Origin of the sequence: Clostridium sp. UBA1056, assembly GCA_002316385.1 — a bacterium.
In the GTDB taxonomy this organism is placed as follows: Bacteria; Bacillota; Clostridia; order Clostridiales; family Clostridiaceae; genus Clostridium_J.
Map to the genome: position 1 here is coordinate 35,217 of DCDL01000059.1, position 18,435 is coordinate 53,651.

Genomic DNA, 18,435 nt, shown 5'->3' on the forward strand with positions numbered 1-18,435 from the left:
AAACTCATTATCCTTTAAATAAAAAAAGAAGATAGACTCACTTTAAATCTATCTTCCTCTATATTAAGTTTAACCTTACATTTTTAAATCTAAACTAATTTTAAGAGCAACATCAACTTTACTCATATCTTCGTCAGTCATATGACCAATCTTTTCTTTTAGTCTTCTTTTGTCTAAAGTTCTAACTTGCTCTAGCAAAACTACCGAGTCTTTATTTAATCCATATTCTTCAGAAGAAATTTCTACATGGGTTGGAAGTTTTGCCTTATTTATTTGAGAGGTTATAGCTGATACTATAACAGTTGGACTATACCTATTGCCAACATCATTTTGTATAATTATTACAGGTCTTATTCCACCTTGCTCCGACCCAACTACTGGGCTTAAATCAGCATAAAATATATCGCCCCTCTTTATAACAATTGTCATTAGGCATTCACACTCCTAAAGGCTAGCTTCATATTCGTTCAAGTCATTAATATAACTCTCAAAGCCATATTCTGATAATTCTAAATTTAATTCTCTCATAGCTAAATATCCTTGTTTCATTTTTTCTATATAGCTACTATTATTATAACCTTCACTATATACTATTCCATAATCCATAATTAATTTACTATTTGTTATAAATTGTTTTTTATCTACATCATTAAAATCTTTACAAAAATTCTTGCTAAAATTTAGAATAAATTTCTTTGAGCTACCCATGGATTTCATTACCTCCAATTAAAATAACAACTATATGTACAACTTAATTATAAATCATCAATTGTTATTATGTCAAAGAGTTTATCCTTAATTTCTACTTTTTACAACATTTTTTTCTGATTTTTATTATACATAATTCCTTACAGCAAAAGCTTTTCCATCTTCTGTATATACTCTAGGCACTCTCTTACTTATATCACAAACCACTTCATAACTAATAGTTCCTATAGCTATTGCTATATCATCTGCCGTTATAACATTATCTCTATCATCTTTTCCCATTAATATAACTTCGTCACCAACTTTTATATTTGGTACATCCGTTACATCTACCATACATTGATCCATACAAATACGTCCTACTATTGGTACTACTTTACCATTTATTATCGCCTTAGCCTTTCCTGTTAGCAATCTAGAAAAACCATCTGCATATCCTATTGGAAGGGTACCAATTAGACTCTCTCTAGGAGCTCTATATAATCTACCATAACTCACATAGTCTCCTTCTCGTATTTTTTTTACATGAATAATTCTAGACTTTAATGACATAACAGGTTTTAAATTAATGCTATTTTTATTTACATAATTTGAAGGATAGTATCCATAAAGCATGATTCCTGCTCTCACTCCTCCATATGGTAGATTGGGAAAATCTATTATAGCCGCACTATTACTTACATGCTTAAAATATATGGTTACGCCTAATTCTTCAAGGTATACATTGAACTCATTAAATCTTTTAATCTGTAAATTGGCATAACTTTTATCTTTCTCATCCGCAGTAGCAAAATGAGTAAATATTCCTACAATTTTTACTCCTTCTAATTTAGTTATCCTATGTACTTCTTTCGCCTGTTCCCTTGTTGGTAAAAAACCTATTCTTCCCATACCCGTGTCTACCGCAATATGAATCTTAGCTAATCTATCCTTTTTCACAGCTTTATCCGAAAGTATCTTAGCATCCTCATAACTATATATGGTTTGTTCTATATCAAAGTCAATGACTTCGTCATAAAACTCCCTTGGTGTAAATCCCAATATAATAATAGGAATTTCTACACCAGCTTTTCTAAGCTCTATAGCTTCTGTAATTACAGCTACGGCAAACCTACTTACTCCTTCTTCTAACATTGTCTTATATATGTCTATAGCTCCATGTCCATATCCATCGGCTTTTATTGTGGCAATTACTTCTTTCCCCTTAGAAATCTTTTTAATTTCCCTCACATTATTCCTTAAAGCATCTAAATCTATTTCAGCCCAGGAGGGTCTTATTTTATTTAACATATTACTCACCTTACTTACCTTTCCAGTTGCGAAGAACTTACCGTAGTAAATACTAGGTTTCGTGCTTACTTCTTTGTGTCATTGTTATAAATCTAACTCAACATTCTCAACTTTATCAGTCCAATTAAAGTTTTCATAAGTATATATAACTCTTTCTCGACCTTTGTTATCATAAATTGCTATTTTCTTTGGTACACAATTTTTAATATCATAGTATAGTCTACCTTTGTAAATATTATTATTACTTCCAGGAATTAATGTTGTTATTATAAGGTATTCATTGCTATTTATTGTTTCAGTTTCAAATTCTAGCTCTTCATTGGTATATATCAACCCTATATATTCACCAATAAATCCATACTTAAATACTTCATCAAACTCTTTATTTAAAGTATACTCTTTGGTGTTATCATTGTCTTTGATAAGTATTTCATCTCCCTTAAAAATAAATGATCTATTATCATTTAAATCTAGCCTATATCCTATGTCCTTTTTATAAGTTTGAACCCCTTGGTATTGGTTAGATTCTCTGTCATTTATAACTTCTATAGTTATATTGCTTTTATAAGCTTTAATTTCTTTTAAGGTATCAATGGCATCATACTCATCTAAAGCCTTTGATTTTCCTTTCATTAATAAACCTATTATAACTATTAGAGTTATACCTATAACAGACACTAGTGTATAAATTAGTTTTTTCTTCATAAACTCCTCCAATTAACTTACTACACTATATGTTTATTATAGTTATATCTCCTCTATAACCATATTTATTTTATTATCATCAATAGTGATCTTTTATGTATCAATTACTATCCATAATTTCTTTTATTCCAAAAGGCAATTCTTCTATAATATGAGTAGCATTGACACAGAACATATTCTCTGACAATCTATCACCACAATACCCATGTACAAAAGCCGCAATATATGTAGCTACTAAAGGTTCATATCCTTGAGCAATAAATGAAGTTATAATTCCTGTTAAAGTATCTCCCATTCCTCCTGATGCCATAGCGCTATTTCCTGTGGTATTTTCAAAAACTTGTGTTCCATCAGTTATTATGGTTCTATGATCCTTTAATAAAACTATCACATTATATTCATAAGCAAAGTTTCTTGCTACTTCTATCCTATTTTCTTTTATTTCATCAATTGATAACCCAGTTAATCTTGCCATTTCCCCATAATGCGGTGTCAATATAACGCTGTTGTTTTTGCTATGAAGCAATTCAAGTTTTCCTTGTAGTACATTTATTCCATCAGCATCAATTACAATAGGACACTCTGCATTTTCAATCATACTTTTTACTACATTAAAAGTTAACTTAGTATTCCCCATGCCCGGTCCAATAGCAATACAACTAGACTTAACCATGATATTACCAATTTTTTCACTTTGTTCAAAGTTAATTGTCATTGCCTCGTTAAGCTTTATGCTCATTATCTCTTGTATTTCCTTAGGAACACAAAGAGTCACTAAGCCTGCACCGCTTCTTACCGCACTCTGTGCTGCAAGATATGCTGCACCTGAAAACCCCATAGATCCTGCTATTATAAATGCTTGTCCGTAATCACCTTTATAGGAATTATCATCTCTAACCTTTAATGTGCCCTGTATCATTTCTTTGTCTACTTGTACGGTCCTATGCTTGAATCCTATAAATCCCAATCTATTATTTTTTAACTTATCAAAAGGATTTACCATATTAAATGACCTCCAAAACAGCATAAGCAATGGCACTATCATATCCATGAGAAATACTTAGATGAATAGCTGTATCCCCATTCCTATTTGAAATATTTTTTGCTTCACCTTCTAATCTGACTATAGGTTTACCAAGAGTAGTACTCTCTATTATTATATCTCTGAAGTTGAATCCTCTAAATCCTGTTCCTAGAGCTTTCGAAACTGCTTCTTTGGCTGCAAACCTACCTGCTACATATTCAGGCCGCAAATTTCTAGCTTTTAGATACTCAATTTCTTTAGTTGTAAATATTTTTTCTAAAAATTTATCATTTCTTTCTAATATATCCTTTATACGCCTTATCTCAATTATATCTACTCCAATGCCTACTATCACTATCTCACCTCCTAATCTCAGGAAAACAGTATATATTTATAATCCATTGAAAAATGTAAACATATTTTTACATCTTTAATTTTAATAAACAAACAGATTAATATCAACTATAACTTTTATATACATGAGCATATATGATAATAATATTTTCACTTATTCTATTAATTAAGTTTAACTATATAAAGTAATTATATAAATATTAATAATCCATAGTTAATTTGCTATAGCTTGTACAACTTCGTCAAAATCAGCATAATATTCCTCTATATATTCTTCTATAATATCTATGAGATGTATTGGTGATACGCCATTGTTTCTTAATAAACCTAGCAGTTCACTTCCCTTGTATCTATTAGGAGTTATACAGCCCACATTTTCTCTATATCGCTCTACATGTTTATCTTTATTTTTCACTTCGCTTTCTATTTCTACACCATATACATCTATAACCCTTCTTTCACCATTTGTATTAACTTCTAATTCTGATTGAATTAAATTATAAGTATATTCTACGGTATTCTCTTCACATACCATGTTAGATTTCAATGTCTCGATTATCATAAAAGCACCCCCAAATAAAGTAAAACCCATTATGGCAATAAAACATTTTAATTTTATTGCCTAAAGAGATTGTATCACTATGCAAAAAAATAATGTGTAAATTCTTGTAGGTAACAATAATATATTCCCCCTTAAAATTTACACCTTATTTCACAAAATTCCTTATTCCTTACAATTATATGACCAGGTTTGTTACTGTTAATATATTGGTGGATAAAATGTTAATATTCTGTAAGTTTTCTTGTCTTTTATTGTAGATTTATTTTTTGTTTACATTATTTAATCTTTTTGTTAATGTTATCCACATACTTTTCCACTTTTTGTCCATATTCTCTGTTTATAATATGTGTAGAAAACTTTGCTTCATTATATATATTAGTAACTTCATCAACTTCATTGCAGTTATCCACTTTTATTTTAACAATATTACCCAACTGTTTTGGTGTCATATACGTTTTAAAAATCTCTTTTTTACTAGCTACTTCTACAAATTCACTATACTTATATAAAACTTCTTCTCTAGGAGTTCCTTTCTTTCTAAATATTTTCTTAATTTTATTTATACCTTTTTTATCACTAGGATATTTTTGACCAATATCTTCAATTGTTTCTGTATATCCCTTATCTTCATTAAAATTAGTTCCATTTAATATTCTTTTTACTATTTTAATTGTAATTATAATTAAGATTAGTATGACTATAGTCTGTATAATAAATATAAATACTGGACTTGCAGTTACTGTTTCAATATTAATCTCTTTAATTTGTTTTGAACTTTGATTACCTACTTCTAATTTTCCGAATACATCTTCTAAAGCTCTACCTCTCTCTGCAAATAATTTATTTAGAGCATTTACAATCCAAGTCATTGGATATTCTACAATTTTTGCTATTATGTTTATTATCAATCCAATTATAAAATTCAATACGCTTCGTAAAACATCGACTATTTTTATACATATGTTATAAAAAAATCTCTGCGTAGTTAATAGAGCTAATATAACTAACGAGAAATTTATAACTTTATTAACTTTTGAACTTCTTATATTGTAACAGTAACCCATGATTTCTCTCATGGTTATAACCATCAGTATTAAGTATATAATGGAACCCCTAAATACAATATTAGCATACTGAGGTTTAAAGATTCCACAAATAACTGCTGATATAAAAATACATGATACTCCATTCATAAGAATACTTTTATATCTATCATAATTTATATTTTCATTTGATTCTTTAATTAGGATTGAATTAATAAGTACTATAAATATCAAATCTAGAACAGCAATCATTATTTCTTGACTAAATATTTCATAAATAATAGCCGGAATTAATCCTACTATAAGTGAAAACTTAACTTTTTTACCTTTTCTTAATAAATGTTTGCTAACTAATATAGCAACAAGAGTAAAAATAAATATAGAAAATTTCATATCTTTAGAAAAGGCTAGTGCTGTTACTATCATCCAAATAATAGATGCTAGCATACTAAAAGTTATATCATAATAAAATCTAACTTGATCAGACCAACTCATTACTTCAACTCTCCCTTATATGAAATTTTATCAATTCCCTTTATATTTTTAATTCTATTATCTCTAGATACATCTATGATCTTTATTTTATATCCCCCCGTAACTAGAGTATTTAAAATTTTTATATCCTTTTCATTTAAATAAGAAGTAATTAATACATAAGTACAGTTTTTATCAAAATACAACATTCTGCTCTCTAGATATTTATTCAGCTCATATTTCACAGCCAAATATATTCTAGTACAAAACTCTAATATTCTATTAAAATTCCCTGTACTAGGTTGAATTTCATTTATCGCATTTCCATTACAGTAAATTAAATGTGCATTACTCCAAATACCTGTTGGAATACCTTCTTTAGATGCCTTTGCAGCTAATGCAACTGCAATATCTATAGATGTTTCTAAAAGTTCCTCATCTATATAATTGCAACAAGGATCTCCACATTGTGTATTTAAGATTATAACCATCTGTTGTTCTGAGGTATAATCATAGTCCTTAACCATAAGCTTATTAGCTTTTAAAGAAGTTTTCCAATGAATATCCTTCATTCTATCTTCAACATTGTATTCTCTTATTCCTTTTATATAAAGCGGATCCTTATGTATCCATCTCCTTACTGTGTTATCTCCTAAAAAGTTTGTCACATCAAACCTAAAACTTCCAAGTGATTTTACTTTAGGATAAACCAAAACTTCTATATAATCATCCATTTCTCTACTTTTAATATTTAGTCCAAGTATATTTCCTATAAAAATATTCATACACTTTATTATATATGCGCCTCTTTTATCGCCTACTAAAGTATATGTTCTGCTCTTTCTTTGAAGCTTACCCATAACATACTTGCAAATGTGCCAATTATCATTTCCGTATTTGTAAGTCGAAACCTCTCCTAAGAACCTTAATTCAGCAGGTATTCTTTCTTCAACTACTAAAAATAAAACTGGCATTCTTTTATTATTCTCCACCTTAATAGTTATTTTAAATTCTTCGCCTACAGTTACCCTATTTGGTTTTATTTCTCTGTAAGCCTTTAAGTTTTCATATCCTTTTTCAGCAACAAAATTTACTATACATACGACTACAATTACTATTGCTGCAAGAAAAAATACTTGAAGTATCATATTACAACACCTCTACTGTCTATCTATCGGAGTTTCAACAGTGGCGAGAATACTTTGTATGACCCTATCGCTTTTTTCACTACCACTATTTATTTCACTTTTTAAAATAATTCTATGACTCATTATAGGTACTGCAAGTTCTTTTACATCTTCAAGAATTACATAATCTCTTTCTCTAATAGCAGCCAATGCTTGGCAACCTTTCATAAGATTTAATGTAGCTCTAGGGCTACATCCTAGCTCTATTTCACTATTAGTTCTAGTAGCATTAACTAAATCTACTATATATCTTCTTATCTCTTCACCTACATGAACTTTATTATAATTATCCTGAACATAATTTATTTCATCCATAGTTATAACAGCTTCCAATGATTCTAATGGATCTGCTTCTATAAATCTGTCCATCATTCTTACTTCTTCATCATAGCTTGGATATCCCATAGACAATCTCATAAAAAATCTATCTAGCTGAGCCTCTGGTAATGGAAAAGTTCCAAATTGTTCTACAGGATTTTGAGTTGCTATAACAAAAAATGGTCTCTTTAGCTTTATAGTATTTCCTTCTACAGTTATCTGTCTTTCTTCCATGCATTCAAGCAATGCAGATTGTGTTCTTGGAGTAGCTCTATTTATTTCATCTGCCAAAACAATTTGGCTTAGCAAAGGTCCTTCTCTAAATTCAAATTCTTTTGATTGCTGATTATAAAAATATATTCCTGTTAGATCTGAAGGTAATAAATCTGGCGTGAATTGAATTCTTTTAAAGCTACAGTTCATAGTTCTGGATAATGTTTTGCATAATTTAGTTTTACCAAGACCTGGCACATCCTCTAACAGCACATGACCAGAAGCTATAAACGATACTATTATTTTATCAATTACATTTTCCTTACCAATTATAACTTTAGATATGCTTTTCATTGTCTTGTCCCTAAATATTTTAAACTTTTGAATTTCCATAATAATCCCCTTTACTCTTATATTGTATTTAACTTTAATCCATTCATTAAATATAGTCATTATCATAAGACTAAAGTTTCACCTTATGAATTTATTATACTCTTACTAGGGCTATTATCCAAATATTTTTAATATACTAAAATAACATTTTTCTTATTTAAGTTAATTTTAAAATTTATTATTAATTAATTTAAAAAAGAGACTTTCGCAAAGTATATTACTAATCTTATATAAAATATTGAAGATGCACTTTAATATTATTGTTAGCGAATATTTGGATAAGTAAGAATCTAAATCTTTGATTAGTTATTCAAACTTAATTCTTCTAATTTGCTATAAGAACCTCCTATGAATATTTCTTTACTTAGTATTTATGATGGTAAAATCGTAAGCAACACAACTTGTTTGAGTGTATACGGGTTGTTGTGTTGCAGATTTTACCTTGAATAAATGCTTTAGTAAATCAATATTCCGAAACGGCTGAGCGTCAGTAATATAAGTGCTTATTCAATATTTATTTAGATTAGTTTTTTTTGCGAAAGCCCCTTTTATTGATTAAAATATTATTCTAGAGTGTCCGTCCATATATGTAGTTTATTAATATTATAATTCAAGTCATGTAGATTTAACCAATTTCTTCTTTTGGCTTTTTAGTATTCATGAACTGAAATTCATCTGCAATAACTTCTGATATATACTTTTTCTGTCCATCTTCATTTTCGTAATGTCTACTTTGAAGCCTACCAGTTACACTGATAACACTTCCTTTAACTAGATATTCATTAACGATTTCAGCCTTCTTTCCTCTCAATACCACAGGAATGAAATCTACATGTTTTTCTCCTGATGCAGTTTTATAAGGTCTATCCACAGCCAAAACCAATCTAGTAAAAACCTTACTACTATCTTCAAAAACTTTAATTTCTGGGTCTCGTGTCAATCTACCAACTAAAACTATTCTATTCATCATATACCTCCAAAAAACATATCATTTTTTGTAATTTTACCCATGAATATATTTTTTAAACATATAATCTATAAATATATTAAATTTCCTTTTAATATATTTAAATAAAATACTATTAAAATCATTTTTCAATAGTATTTAAAGCAAATGCATTTATTATTTAAATTTATTTAACTATTACAGACTTTTTCTAATAAGTAACTATTTTTAATCTCTACTTTCAAAAGCTTAATTTATTTATATATATCTGAAAACTCTATTTTTATTCTTTCTAAGTTATATTTATCAGCATGATATAAATTTGTTGAACAAAACTGATTTTTAGAAAGTATATTTGGAAGTTCTACAATAAATTCACTTCCTCCATTGACAATACTCTTCACATATATCTTTCCACTATGATTTTCAACTATAGATTTTACTAAGGATAATCCAATTCCACTGCCCTCATGGGATCTAGTAAACAAATCTTCACCTTGAACGAATCTATCAAATATCTTTTCCTGGAGTTCTTCTGGTATTCCTATACCATTATCTTTTACCGAAATTTGAACCTTATTGCCTAAGTCATGAATAGACACCATAATCGTTCCATCATCCTTTGAAAACTTAACTGCATTTGACAAAAGGTTCAATACTATTCTTTCTATATTTTCTCTATCGATTCCTATTATCTTTTCCTCTACATCAGTATCAAATATCAAAGTCATGCCTTTACTTTCCACGTACTCTACTGCAGCCATAGTTATATCTTCCACTATAGCTACTATATCGTAATTTCCAAAGTTCATTTTTAAATTACCTACGTCTATTCTAGTAACATCTATTAAATTATTTATTAGCCTTAGTAGCCTATAACTATTTACTTTCATCAAGTCTAAATATCTATCTAATTGTTCATCATTTTTATCCTTATAGTTATATTGTAATACTTGTACAGTACTTAAAATTATATTTAACGGAGTTTTTAATTCATGAGACATATTAGATATAAATTCTGTTTTTAATTTATCATATTTTATAGCTTGCTCTAATTTAACCTTATTCAATTGAGCCTTCTTACGCTCGGCAACCTCTTGGATAAAAAATACTACTGATCTTCCATAAGTAAAGTTTATCCCAAAACTTGCAATTTCGGCGTCTAATAAACTTCCATCTTTCTTTTTAGCTTTGGCTTCTTTAAACTCTGTAGCCTTTCCTCTAAATTGGGCATCAAAATACATCTCTTTAATTAAATCTTCATATTCTTCTCCTAATATATCTACATAAGATAAATTACTCAATTCATTTATGTCATCAAATCCTAAAATATTGCTTAAAGCTTTATTTCCTATTTCAAATTTGCTATCAGAATATATAACCATACCGAAAGGTAAAAGTTTAAGTAACTCTACATAATTATCTCTATTCTTTATTACAGCTTCTTCCACTTTTATTCTTCTAGTTATATCTTTGATTAAAAATAGAGAATATATATCATTACCATTTACAAAGCACATTGGAGTCATCTCACAGTAGACAATGCTACCATCTTCTCTAATAAATCTTCTTTCTACTATATTTAAGCTAGAATCATATTTAGAGTATTGTTTTTTTAGAAACTCATCATTATACTCTATAGGTTGTAGTTTAATTAATTCAAAAAGATTTTTACCTAAAAATACATTATCCTTAGGTTCTCCAATTATATCCATAGCAACTTTATTTATATAACTAATTTTATTTTCTTTTTCTATTACAATTCCCGTGGTGCTTGCAGCAAAAATAGCTTTATAAAAATTCACATTTAAATTCATTTCTTTCGTTGATATGAAGGCCTCATCCTCATATTTATCTACTACAATATATTTAAATTCTTCGTGTTCTTCTAACTTATTACTACTTGTATTATCATCTATTGATTTAAAATGGAGGTTCTTACTTGCTATACTCTTTAATAACATTAGGGCTCCTTCATCATTTCCAACCTTTATATTCCTTATAACTAATTCTATTTCTATCTCTCTATATATTCTTGTGTCTATGCTTATACTCATTTCCTCATTTATATTATTTGGAGCAAAATCTTTTATGTTAAAGACACCGTTCTTTAATGTAGAAAACTTTATCATAGCATTTATATCTATATCTTCAACTGAATCTACACTCTGAACTCCTAAAAATTCTAATGCTCCTTCATTACAATATGTAATTTTATTATCAATATCTATAGCTATAATAGGCTCTGAAATGTTGTTGTAAAACTCCAAATCTAATTTGTTTTGAAACTCCATTGTTTATCCTCCATTTTTAACGTTACTCTATGCACCACTTAATCATTTTACACTAAAATCAATATTTTTTTTACTACATTTTTCTACTATTATTCTACATTTTTTTCTTAAGTCTGTACCTAAAATAAATCTATGTATTTCTTCTGAGTAAAAACAATAAAATTTGATACGAAAAATAAAAACTGGCATAACCTATTGGGATTATATACCAGTTTTCTTTCTCATTATTAAGTTGTATATAGATTTAAATAAATTTTTCCTCTAAAAAATTTCTAAAGTTCTCTTGTAAGTCTTTTCTTTTTAATGCGAATTCTACTGTAGCTTCTAAAAATCCTAATTTATCACCTACGTCATATCTTCTACCTTCAAAAATATAAGCATGCATACTTTGCTTTTCAATTAGAGTTTTCAGCCCGTCTGTTAACTGTATCTCATTACCTTTTCCCGGTTTAGTATCTTCTAGTATATCAAATATCTCTGGAGTTATAATATATCTACCTAAAATAGCTACATTAGATGGAGCCTCTTCAACTTTTGGTTTTTCTACTAAGTCTTCAACTATATATTCTCTACTATTAATTTTATTACCTTTTACAATCCCATATTTATTTACATTTTCCCTTGCTACTTCTTGAACTCCTAAAATTGAAGTGCCATGCTTATCATAAGCATCTATTAATTGCTTTAAGCAAGGAATTTCACTATCTACTATGTCATCCCCTAACATAACTGCAAAGGGTTCATTTCCAACAAAAGCTTTAGCACAGCTTATAGCATGCCCTAATCCTTTTGGATTCTTTTGTCTAATATAGTGAATATTGGCCATATTAGTAGACTTATCTACTAGCTCTAAAAATTCTTTCTTTCCATCTCTCTCAAGATTCATTTCTAATTCTATAGCTCTATCAAAATGATCTTCTATAGCCTTCTTATTTCTGCCTGTTATTATAAGTATTTCTTCTATACCTGAAGCTACAGCTTCCTCCACTATATATTCTATAGTTGGTCTATCTACTATAGGAATCATTTCTTTAGGTACAGCCTTTGTAGCTGGTAAAAATCTAGTTCCTAACCCTGCTGCTGGAATTATAGCCTTTCTAACCTTCATCTCATAACCCTCCATAACTATCAATCCCGTTTATTTTATGTTTATCTACTCCTTTATCTTAACACAATATGACAAATAGTTAAACTAATATATCTCATAAGTATCAATATTCAACATGAATTTCCTATAAGTTCAAATTATGTTCTCTATCATACATTAATAATGCATTTAATTCTCCACCTAATAAAATTGTATTAGATGTTATCTGTAACCATATCATCATAACTATAACTACTCCAATACTACCATATATATCTGTATATTTTCCAAAATTATTAACATAAAAAGCAAATCCCATTGACAAAATTATCCAAACAATACTTGTAAATACCGCACCTGGAAAAGCCTCTCTCCATTTTATTCGTCTTGATGGGATAAGCTTATATACTGCTGAAAATACAACAATCATCCCAGCTAGTCCAATTGGATATCTTAAATATCTTATAAAATAAAATAGCTTAATATCAAGGTTTAACCATTCAACTAAGGTTAAGCTTATCATTTCTCCAAATACTAAAAATGCTAATACAAATATTATCATAAAAGATATCACCATCATAAATAAAACAGATAGTATAACTACTTTTATCATATTCATATCTTCATCTTCATTATATGCTCTATTTAGTCCATATCTTACAGCTCTAAAAGCTCTAGATGCAGTATAAAGAGAAAACATTAATGAAAAGGATAGTAAATTTCCATTTCTGGTTTGTAGTAATTGTAGTGCTAAAGTAGATACTAATTCATATAATTCCTCTGGCATTATAGTTTGCAAACTACTAATTACTTCTGCAGGGTCTACATTTACAAATCCTACTAGAGTCAATAACAAAATTAAAAATGGGAAGAATGAAAATAGCATATCAAAAGCCAACTGGGAGGCTAATGAAGATATATGATGATTCCTATATCTTAATACCATTTTTACTATATACTCAGTTATTTTCATAGGCACTACTCCTACCTTATATATTTTCTATAATATCTACTCACTACAATATTTCCATTATTTTTAAGTAAAATATATCAGTGACTTAGATTTTATACAAGCTAAACTTTAATCTAAAATAAAGCTGGTTTTAAAAATAAACTTTCCTTATTTATAACAATTAATTATATCACCTTTTTTAACATAATTAAACAAATGATACTGCATAATTTTTATTTACAACTAGATTATAAAACAATAAATTTCTTATAATTATTATGAATATTAACTTTAAAGTATATTATAATTAATAGTATGAATAATTTAAATTCAAAAGAAAAACTTAAGTTTTCTCTAAGTAATAGTGATTTCTAATCAATACATTTTTAAGAAATCTATAATATTATAAGTATTGTAAACTATGCTTATAATTAACTTAATTATTCTGTAATAGTATAAGGGGTGGTATTGTGAAAATCGGACTCGTACAAAATAACATTTTATGGGAAAATAGACAATTTAACTTGTCAGCTAGTAAAGAATTTTTTAAAAAAGCTAAAAATCTAAAGATAGATTTACTTCTATTCCCTGAACTTTCTTTTACTGGCTTTACAATGAATGTAGAAAAGTTAAAAGAATTTGATTTTTCTACTATTACCTACATTGCTAGTCTATGCAAAACCTATTGTATTAATGCAGGAATTGGTTATATTCAAGGTGTTGATAATGATAAAAAAGCAAAGAACAATTATGCAATAATCTCTTCTACTGGAGATGTGTTATGTAATTACTCTAAAATACATCCATTTTCCTATGGTAATGAAAGCAATCACTACATAGGTGGAAATGAAATATTTTTTTCGCAGATTAATGACATAACTCTTTCACCTTTTATATGCTATGACTTAAGATTTCCTGAAATTTTCCAAATAGCCTCAAAAAAATGTGATTTAATTACAGTAGCAGCTAATTGGCCTGATGCTAGAAAGGACCATTGGATAACTTTGCTTAAAAGTAGAGCAATAGAAAATCAGTGCTATGTTGCAGGTGTAAATAGGATTGGTATTGGTAACAGTATAATATACAGTGGAAATTCTTTAATTATAGATCCTTTAGGCAAAATTATATCTAGTTTAGATGAAGGTGTTGAGGATATTCTTATTGCAGACATAGATAAAACCTTAGTTAGTATGGTGAGAGCTTCCTTTAAGCTAAAGAAAGATAGGCGTGAATCCCTCTATGAAAAATTAAAAACAAATAATTCATAAAACATCATGTCCATAGTTAAATTGAGTTGATATTTCCATTTAAGTAATATATAATTGATAATAAACATTGTCAAATAATTATAATTATTAAAAGAGGTGTTAACATGATCGATAAGGTTTTAGAAGTACTAAAAAACTCACCTGAGCCATTAAAAGCTGGAGAAATTGCTGAAAAGGCTGGTATTGACAAAAAAGAAGTAGATAAAGCTATAAAATCACTTAAAGCAGAGGATAAAATAGAATCTCCAAAGAGATGCTACTACGCTGCAAAATAATTAGGAAAGTTATATTTTAAAGAGTATATCTAAAGTAACTTAGGCTACTTTAGATATACTCTTTTTATGTTTTGTTATCTATTTCTCCAGAAATTACTTTAAATATGACGTATCAACTAAATGAATGCTTTTTATGAATAACTCTATACTTAACTGGCACAAATAATCCACCTATATTTACAACAAAATATTATTCTTCAAATGACTTCTTCTATAATGTAATGTAATTATAAATAACCTGAATTCCTTCTTCTATATCTTTATAATTTACCATTTCCATGTTAGTATTTTTATATCTTACAGGATATACTAGAGTTCCAGTCTTAACTCCAATACCTTCCTTATGGATTGTTTTACCATCCCCTTCATTTTCTCCAAAGATATAGTGAGGTTTTTTATCTAGCTTTTCATAAACTTCTTCTAATTCCTCTTTTACCTCATGATGCATTAATAAAGTTCTATCCATAAACTTTATTCCTGTACCCTTGCCTAAGGCAAATTTCCCACTATCACCTAATGCATCTCCAGCCTTTTCTCCATCTATAACTAAAGCATACATAGGACTTATTTCATAAGCAGCAGCTCTAGCTCCTCTTCCTCCTAAGGTGTTTTGAGTTGAAAATACAAAGTATACCTCTTTCTCTAACTTTTCTAATTCTTCTTTATTATCTAAAAGCCTCTCCATAGCCTTTAGTGTCATATAACATCCTACTCTATTATCTAAAGCCGGTGCAATTATATTTTTCTCTTCTTCTATCACATTGGATGTAATCATACATACATCCCCTTCTCTTACTAGTTCCAGAGCTTCTTCTCTACTTTCCACTCCTAGATCTATATACATATCATCTATTTTAGGAGCATTCTTTGCTCCACAGATTCTTCCTGAATTTCCATTTTCAAACTCTACCATGTTATTTACAAAGTCTGATTCATCAAAATCTCCTACTTTACCAATTCTTACAAATCCACTCTCCTCAATATATAGAACTATAAATCCCATGGTATCCATATGTGAAGAAATCATAACTTTCTTATCTTCATCTACATTACTATTTCCTAAAGTTGCTACTACATTTCCCATATTATCTATTCTATGTTCTATTTTTAGTGAATTTAACTGTTCAACAATTACACTTCTAATTTCATGCTCATGTCCACTAACGCCAAAAGCTCCTATTAAGTCTTCAAACAATTTATTCATCAATAATACCTCCAAAATCTATAGTGTTTTTAAGTATTCTACTAGCAATTTAACTGTGTTTTTTATGTCTTCCTTGGATGCTACTGATACTGAAGAGTGAATATATCTGCAAGGAACTGAAATAGTAGCAATCTTTGCACCACTACCTGTACCATGAAAAGTAGCTGCATCATTTCCTCCAGCTATGGCCCTTCTTCTTTGATATGGAATATTTAAATTATCTCCTACTTCCATAATTTCATCTGCTATATCAATATCAAATATACTAGTTAAATCCATTATTGATATAGCTGGTCCTTTACCTAATTCAGTAGCTCTTAGATGCTTAGAGACACTTGGCATATCTGCACATATAGTTCCTTCTAAAGCAATTCCTAAATCTCCCTTTAGATTTAAAGAAGATATGAAAGCACCTCTTTCTCCAACTTCTTCTTGAACTGTAAAAACTCCATATAAATCTATATCATACTTTTCCTTTAAAGCCTCCATTAGTACAAAGCAGCCTACTCTATTATCAAAGGCTTTTCCTTTTACAAGCCCCTCACCAAATTCATCATACTCTGTGTCAAAAACTACATATTCACCTAGCTCTATAAGATCTTCACTTTGCTTTCTAGAAGTAGCTCCTATATCAATGCAACAATCATTATAGGTAAGTCCCTTTTCTCTTTCTTCTGCTCCTTGGAGATGAATTGGTTTAGCTCCAATAACTCCAGGTATTTTATTAGGCCCTATAAGTACTGTCTTGGAAGGTATTATCTTTGCATTTATTCCTCCTAAAGCATTAAATCTTAAACTTCCATCATCATTATATCCAGTTATTATGAATCCTACTTCATCCATATGGGCATCAATTACTACTTTTCTCCCATTTCCTTTTTTATGAACAATTATATTCCCCATTCTATCTATAAAAGTTTCATCTACGTAAGATGTAATCTGCTCTTTAATAAATCCTCTAACCTCTCCCTCAAATCCTGAAGGACCACTTAAAGAAGTTAATTTATCTAAAAGACCACCCTTTTGAAGAATTTCATCTAAAAACATATTAATTCCTCCAATTCTTCACCCTTAATACTTTCTATTAGCTTTGCCATCATGTATCCTGTATTTTTTATATCATCCATATTTACAGTTTCTACTGATGTATGCATGTATTTTATAGGAATTGATATAAGTAGTGTAGCAACTCCTTCACCTGCTACTTGAATATCCCAAGCATCAGTCCCTGTATTGCCAGCTTCAACTTCCAATTGAAAGGGAATATTATATTCCTTACAAATCCTCATCAGATATTTTCTAACCTTTGGGTGAATATTAGGTCCTATACAGATCACGCCTCCCTTACCTAATTCAGTATCTCCATGTTCAAGACCATACATACCACAATCGAAGGTAACATCTACCGCAATACCTATATCTGGTTTAATTCTATTAGTAGCAGTCTTAGCTCCTCTATGACCTACCTCTTCTTGTGCTGAGCATACAAAATAAACATCCATATCATGGTCTATATTTCTAAGCTCCTTAGCACATCTATATAGAGCTACAACTCCACCTCTATCATCAACTGTCTTAACACTTACATTATTATTTAAAAGTTCTTTATAGTTTCCTTTAACAGTAACATAGTCCCCTGGTCTAACTATCTTTTCTAAAGATTCCTTAGTATATCCTGTATCAATTAACAAGGAATCTATAGTCACTGCTTTTTTACGATCCTCTTCCTTCATTAAGTGAGGAGGCTTAATTCCTATAATACCCTGAATGGTTTCTTTTCCATGGATTATAACCTCCTTAGAAACTAAAGTCTTAGGGTCAATTCCAGCACCTTTAAAAGCTAAAAATCCATTTTCTTTTATATCTGTTACAATCATAAATACTTCATCAAGGTGAGCCATAAGCATTATTTTGCCTTTCCCCTTGCCCTTCTTATGAATAATTGTATTATTTAAATTATCTCTAGTAACTTGTCCAAACTCTGAAAATACCTCTGTCACATAATCTCCAAGCCAATGCTCTCTTCCACTAGGTCCATGAGACATACAAAGGTTTTTTAGCAATTCTTTATCTTCCATAACCATGAGCCTCCCCTTATAATTACAAAATTTATTTATCCGATGACTACCAGATCTAAT

At 29.1% G+C, this 18,435-nt stretch carries 19 protein-coding genes; 2 read left to right on the top strand and 17 right to left on the bottom strand.

Features of this window, described 5'->3' with window-relative positions:
* Positions 1-75 precede the first annotated feature (75 nt).
* From B3W71_RS16165 to B3W71_RS16230, 14 genes are all read right to left on the bottom strand, one after another.
* Complete coding sequence (locus B3W71_RS16165) at positions 76-429, bottom strand: type II toxin-antitoxin system PemK/MazF family toxin (RefSeq protein ID WP_346889977.1); 354 nt, start codon at positions 427-429, stop codon at positions 76-78.
* Positions 430-444: 15 nt separating this feature from the next.
* On the bottom strand, positions 445-708 hold the full coding sequence (locus B3W71_RS16170; RefSeq protein WP_346889978.1) for a CopG family transcriptional regulator: 264 nt from the start codon (positions 706-708) through the stop codon (positions 445-447).
* A gap of 126 nt (positions 709-834) precedes the next feature.
* Entirely contained in the window at positions 835-1,998 is a 1,164-nt protein-coding gene (alr, locus tag B3W71_RS16175; RefSeq protein WP_346889979.1) for an alanine racemase, read from the bottom strand.
* Between the two features lie 84 nt (positions 1,999-2,082).
* The gene (locus B3W71_RS16180) at positions 2,083-2,703 is read right to left on the bottom strand and encodes a germination lipoprotein GerS-related protein (protein WP_346889980.1); all 621 of its coding nucleotides are present in this window, start codon (positions 2,701-2,703) and stop codon (positions 2,083-2,085) included.
* 100 nt (positions 2,704-2,803) lie between these two features.
* Positions 2,804-3,706: an NAD(P)H-hydrate dehydratase gene (locus B3W71_RS16185; RefSeq protein ID WP_346889981.1), complete on the bottom strand. Its 903-nt coding sequence runs from the start codon at positions 3,704-3,706 to the stop codon at positions 2,804-2,806.
* A gap of 1 nt (position 3,707) precedes the next feature.
* Positions 3,708-4,082 carry a holo-ACP synthase gene (gene acpS, locus B3W71_RS16190; RefSeq protein ID WP_346889982.1) on the bottom strand — a complete coding sequence of 125 codons (375 nt, stop codon included), beginning with the start codon at positions 4,080-4,082 and terminating at the stop codon, positions 3,708-3,710.
* Positions 4,083-4,295: 213 nt separating this feature from the next.
* Positions 4,296-4,643: a DUF6514 family protein gene (locus B3W71_RS16195; protein WP_346889983.1), complete on the bottom strand. Its 348-nt coding sequence runs from the start codon at positions 4,641-4,643 to the stop codon at positions 4,296-4,298.
* A 275-nt stretch (positions 4,644-4,918) separates the two neighbouring features.
* Positions 4,919-6,181, bottom strand: a complete 1,263-nt coding sequence (locus B3W71_RS16200; RefSeq protein WP_346889984.1) for a hypothetical protein — start codon at positions 6,179-6,181, stop codon at positions 4,919-4,921.
* Complete coding sequence (locus B3W71_RS16205; RefSeq protein WP_346889985.1) at positions 6,181-7,308, bottom strand: DUF58 domain-containing protein; 1,128 nt, start codon at positions 7,306-7,308, stop codon at positions 6,181-6,183. Before B3W71_RS16205 ends, B3W71_RS16200 begins: the two co-directional genes overlap by 1 nt.
* A 12-nt stretch (positions 7,309-7,320) precedes the next feature.
* Entirely contained in the window at positions 7,321-8,271 is a 951-nt protein-coding gene (locus tag B3W71_RS16210) for a MoxR family ATPase (RefSeq protein WP_346889986.1), read from the bottom strand.
* A 625-nt stretch (positions 8,272-8,896) separates the two neighbouring features.
* Positions 8,897-9,238, bottom strand: coding sequence for a single-stranded DNA-binding protein (locus tag B3W71_RS16215; RefSeq protein ID WP_147520628.1), 342 nt, complete (start codon positions 9,236-9,238; stop codon positions 8,897-8,899).
* 233 nt (positions 9,239-9,471) lie between these two features.
* Entirely contained in the window at positions 9,472-11,511 is a 2,040-nt protein-coding gene (locus B3W71_RS16220) for a PAS domain-containing sensor histidine kinase (protein WP_346889987.1), read from the bottom strand.
* Between the two features lie 244 nt (positions 11,512-11,755).
* Positions 11,756-12,619: a UTP--glucose-1-phosphate uridylyltransferase GalU gene (gene galU, locus B3W71_RS16225; RefSeq protein WP_346889988.1), complete on the bottom strand. Its 864-nt coding sequence runs from the start codon at positions 12,617-12,619 to the stop codon at positions 11,756-11,758.
* Positions 12,620-12,743: 124 nt separating this feature from the next.
* Positions 12,744-13,571, bottom strand: coding sequence for a YihY/virulence factor BrkB family protein (locus B3W71_RS16230; protein ID WP_346889989.1), 828 nt, complete (start codon positions 13,569-13,571; stop codon positions 12,744-12,746).
* 449 nt (positions 13,572-14,020) lie between these two features.
* Between B3W71_RS16230 and B3W71_RS16235 the strand changes: the two genes are divergently transcribed.
* Together B3W71_RS16235 and B3W71_RS16240 are read left to right on the top strand one after the other, a co-directional pair.
* The gene (locus B3W71_RS16235) at positions 14,021-14,818 is read left to right on the top strand and encodes a nitrilase-related carbon-nitrogen hydrolase (RefSeq protein ID WP_346889990.1); all 798 of its coding nucleotides are present in this window, start codon (positions 14,021-14,023) and stop codon (positions 14,816-14,818) included.
* Between the two features lie 104 nt (positions 14,819-14,922).
* On the top strand, positions 14,923-15,093 hold the full coding sequence (locus tag B3W71_RS16240; protein ID WP_346889991.1) for an HTH domain-containing protein: 171 nt from the start codon (positions 14,923-14,925) through the stop codon (positions 15,091-15,093).
* 211 nt (positions 15,094-15,304) lie between these two features.
* On the opposite strand, the gene B3W71_RS16245 is transcribed toward B3W71_RS16240, so the two are convergent.
* Genes B3W71_RS16245 through B3W71_RS16255 form a run of 3 tightly spaced genes read right to left on the bottom strand, consistent with a single transcriptional unit; the run spans position 15,305 to position 18,375 of the window.
* Positions 15,305-16,297: a hypothetical protein gene (locus B3W71_RS16245; RefSeq protein WP_346889992.1), complete on the bottom strand. Its 993-nt coding sequence runs from the start codon at positions 16,295-16,297 to the stop codon at positions 15,305-15,307.
* An 18-nt stretch (positions 16,298-16,315) separates the two neighbouring features.
* Entirely contained in the window at positions 16,316-17,344 is a 1,029-nt protein-coding gene (locus B3W71_RS16250; RefSeq protein WP_346889993.1) for a M42 family metallopeptidase, read from the bottom strand.
* Positions 17,335-18,375 (bottom strand): M20/M25/M40 family metallo-hydrolase, encoded by a 1,041-nt coding sequence (locus tag B3W71_RS16255; RefSeq protein WP_346889994.1) that lies wholly within the window; start codon positions 18,373-18,375, stop codon positions 17,335-17,337. The genes B3W71_RS16250 and B3W71_RS16255 overlap by 10 nt, the downstream gene beginning before the upstream one ends.
* Positions 18,376-18,435: the final 60 nt, after the last annotated feature.

Excerpts from the sequence above, each read along its gene's own strand:
- B3W71_RS16245 (WP_346889992.1), bottom strand. The coding sequence starts at position 16,297 with ATGAATAAATTGTTTGAAGACTTAATAGGAGCTTTTGGCGTTAGTGGA.
- B3W71_RS16170 (WP_346889978.1), bottom strand. The coding sequence starts at position 708 with ATGGGTAGCTCAAAGAAATTTATTCTAAATTTTAGCAAGAATTTTTGT.
- B3W71_RS16255 (WP_346889994.1), bottom strand. The coding sequence starts at position 18,375 with ATGGAAGATAAAGAATTGCTAAAAAACCTTTGTATGTCTCATGGACCT.
- B3W71_RS16200 (WP_346889984.1), bottom strand. The coding sequence starts at position 6,181 with ATGAGTTGGTCTGATCAAGTTAGATTTTATTATGATATAACTTTTAGT.
- B3W71_RS16185 (WP_346889981.1), bottom strand. The coding sequence starts at position 3,706 with ATGGTAAATCCTTTTGATAAGTTAAAAAATAATAGATTGGGATTTATA.
- B3W71_RS16220 (WP_346889987.1), bottom strand. The coding sequence starts at position 11,511 with ATGGAGTTTCAAAACAAATTAGATTTGGAGTTTTACAACAACATTTCA.
- B3W71_RS16165 (WP_346889977.1), bottom strand. The coding sequence starts at position 429 with ATGACAATTGTTATAAAGAGGGGCGATATATTTTATGCTGATTTAAGC.
- B3W71_RS16180 (WP_346889980.1), bottom strand. The coding sequence starts at position 2,703 with ATGAAGAAAAAACTAATTTATACACTAGTGTCTGTTATAGGTATAACT.
- B3W71_RS16210 (WP_346889986.1), bottom strand. The coding sequence starts at position 8,271 with ATGGAAATTCAAAAGTTTAAAATATTTAGGGACAAGACAATGAAAAGC.
- B3W71_RS16215 (WP_147520628.1), bottom strand. The coding sequence starts at position 9,238 with ATGAATAGAATAGTTTTAGTTGGTAGATTGACACGAGACCCAGAAATT.
- B3W71_RS16230 (WP_346889989.1), bottom strand. The coding sequence starts at position 13,571 with ATGAAAATAACTGAGTATATAGTAAAAATGGTATTAAGATATAGGAAT.
- B3W71_RS16250 (WP_346889993.1), bottom strand. The coding sequence starts at position 17,344 with ATGTTTTTAGATGAAATTCTTCAAAAGGGTGGTCTTTTAGATAAATTA.
- B3W71_RS16205 (WP_346889985.1), bottom strand. The coding sequence starts at position 7,308 with ATGATACTTCAAGTATTTTTTCTTGCAGCAATAGTAATTGTAGTCGTA.
- B3W71_RS16240 (WP_346889991.1), top strand. The coding sequence starts at position 14,923 with ATGATCGATAAGGTTTTAGAAGTACTAAAAAACTCACCTGAGCCATTA.
- B3W71_RS16195 (WP_346889983.1), bottom strand. The coding sequence starts at position 4,643 with ATGATAATCGAGACATTGAAATCTAACATGGTATGTGAAGAGAATACC.
- alr (WP_346889979.1), bottom strand. The coding sequence starts at position 1,998 with ATGTTAAATAAAATAAGACCCTCCTGGGCTGAAATAGATTTAGATGCT.
- galU (WP_346889988.1), bottom strand. The coding sequence starts at position 12,619 with ATGAAGGTTAGAAAGGCTATAATTCCAGCAGCAGGGTTAGGAACTAGA.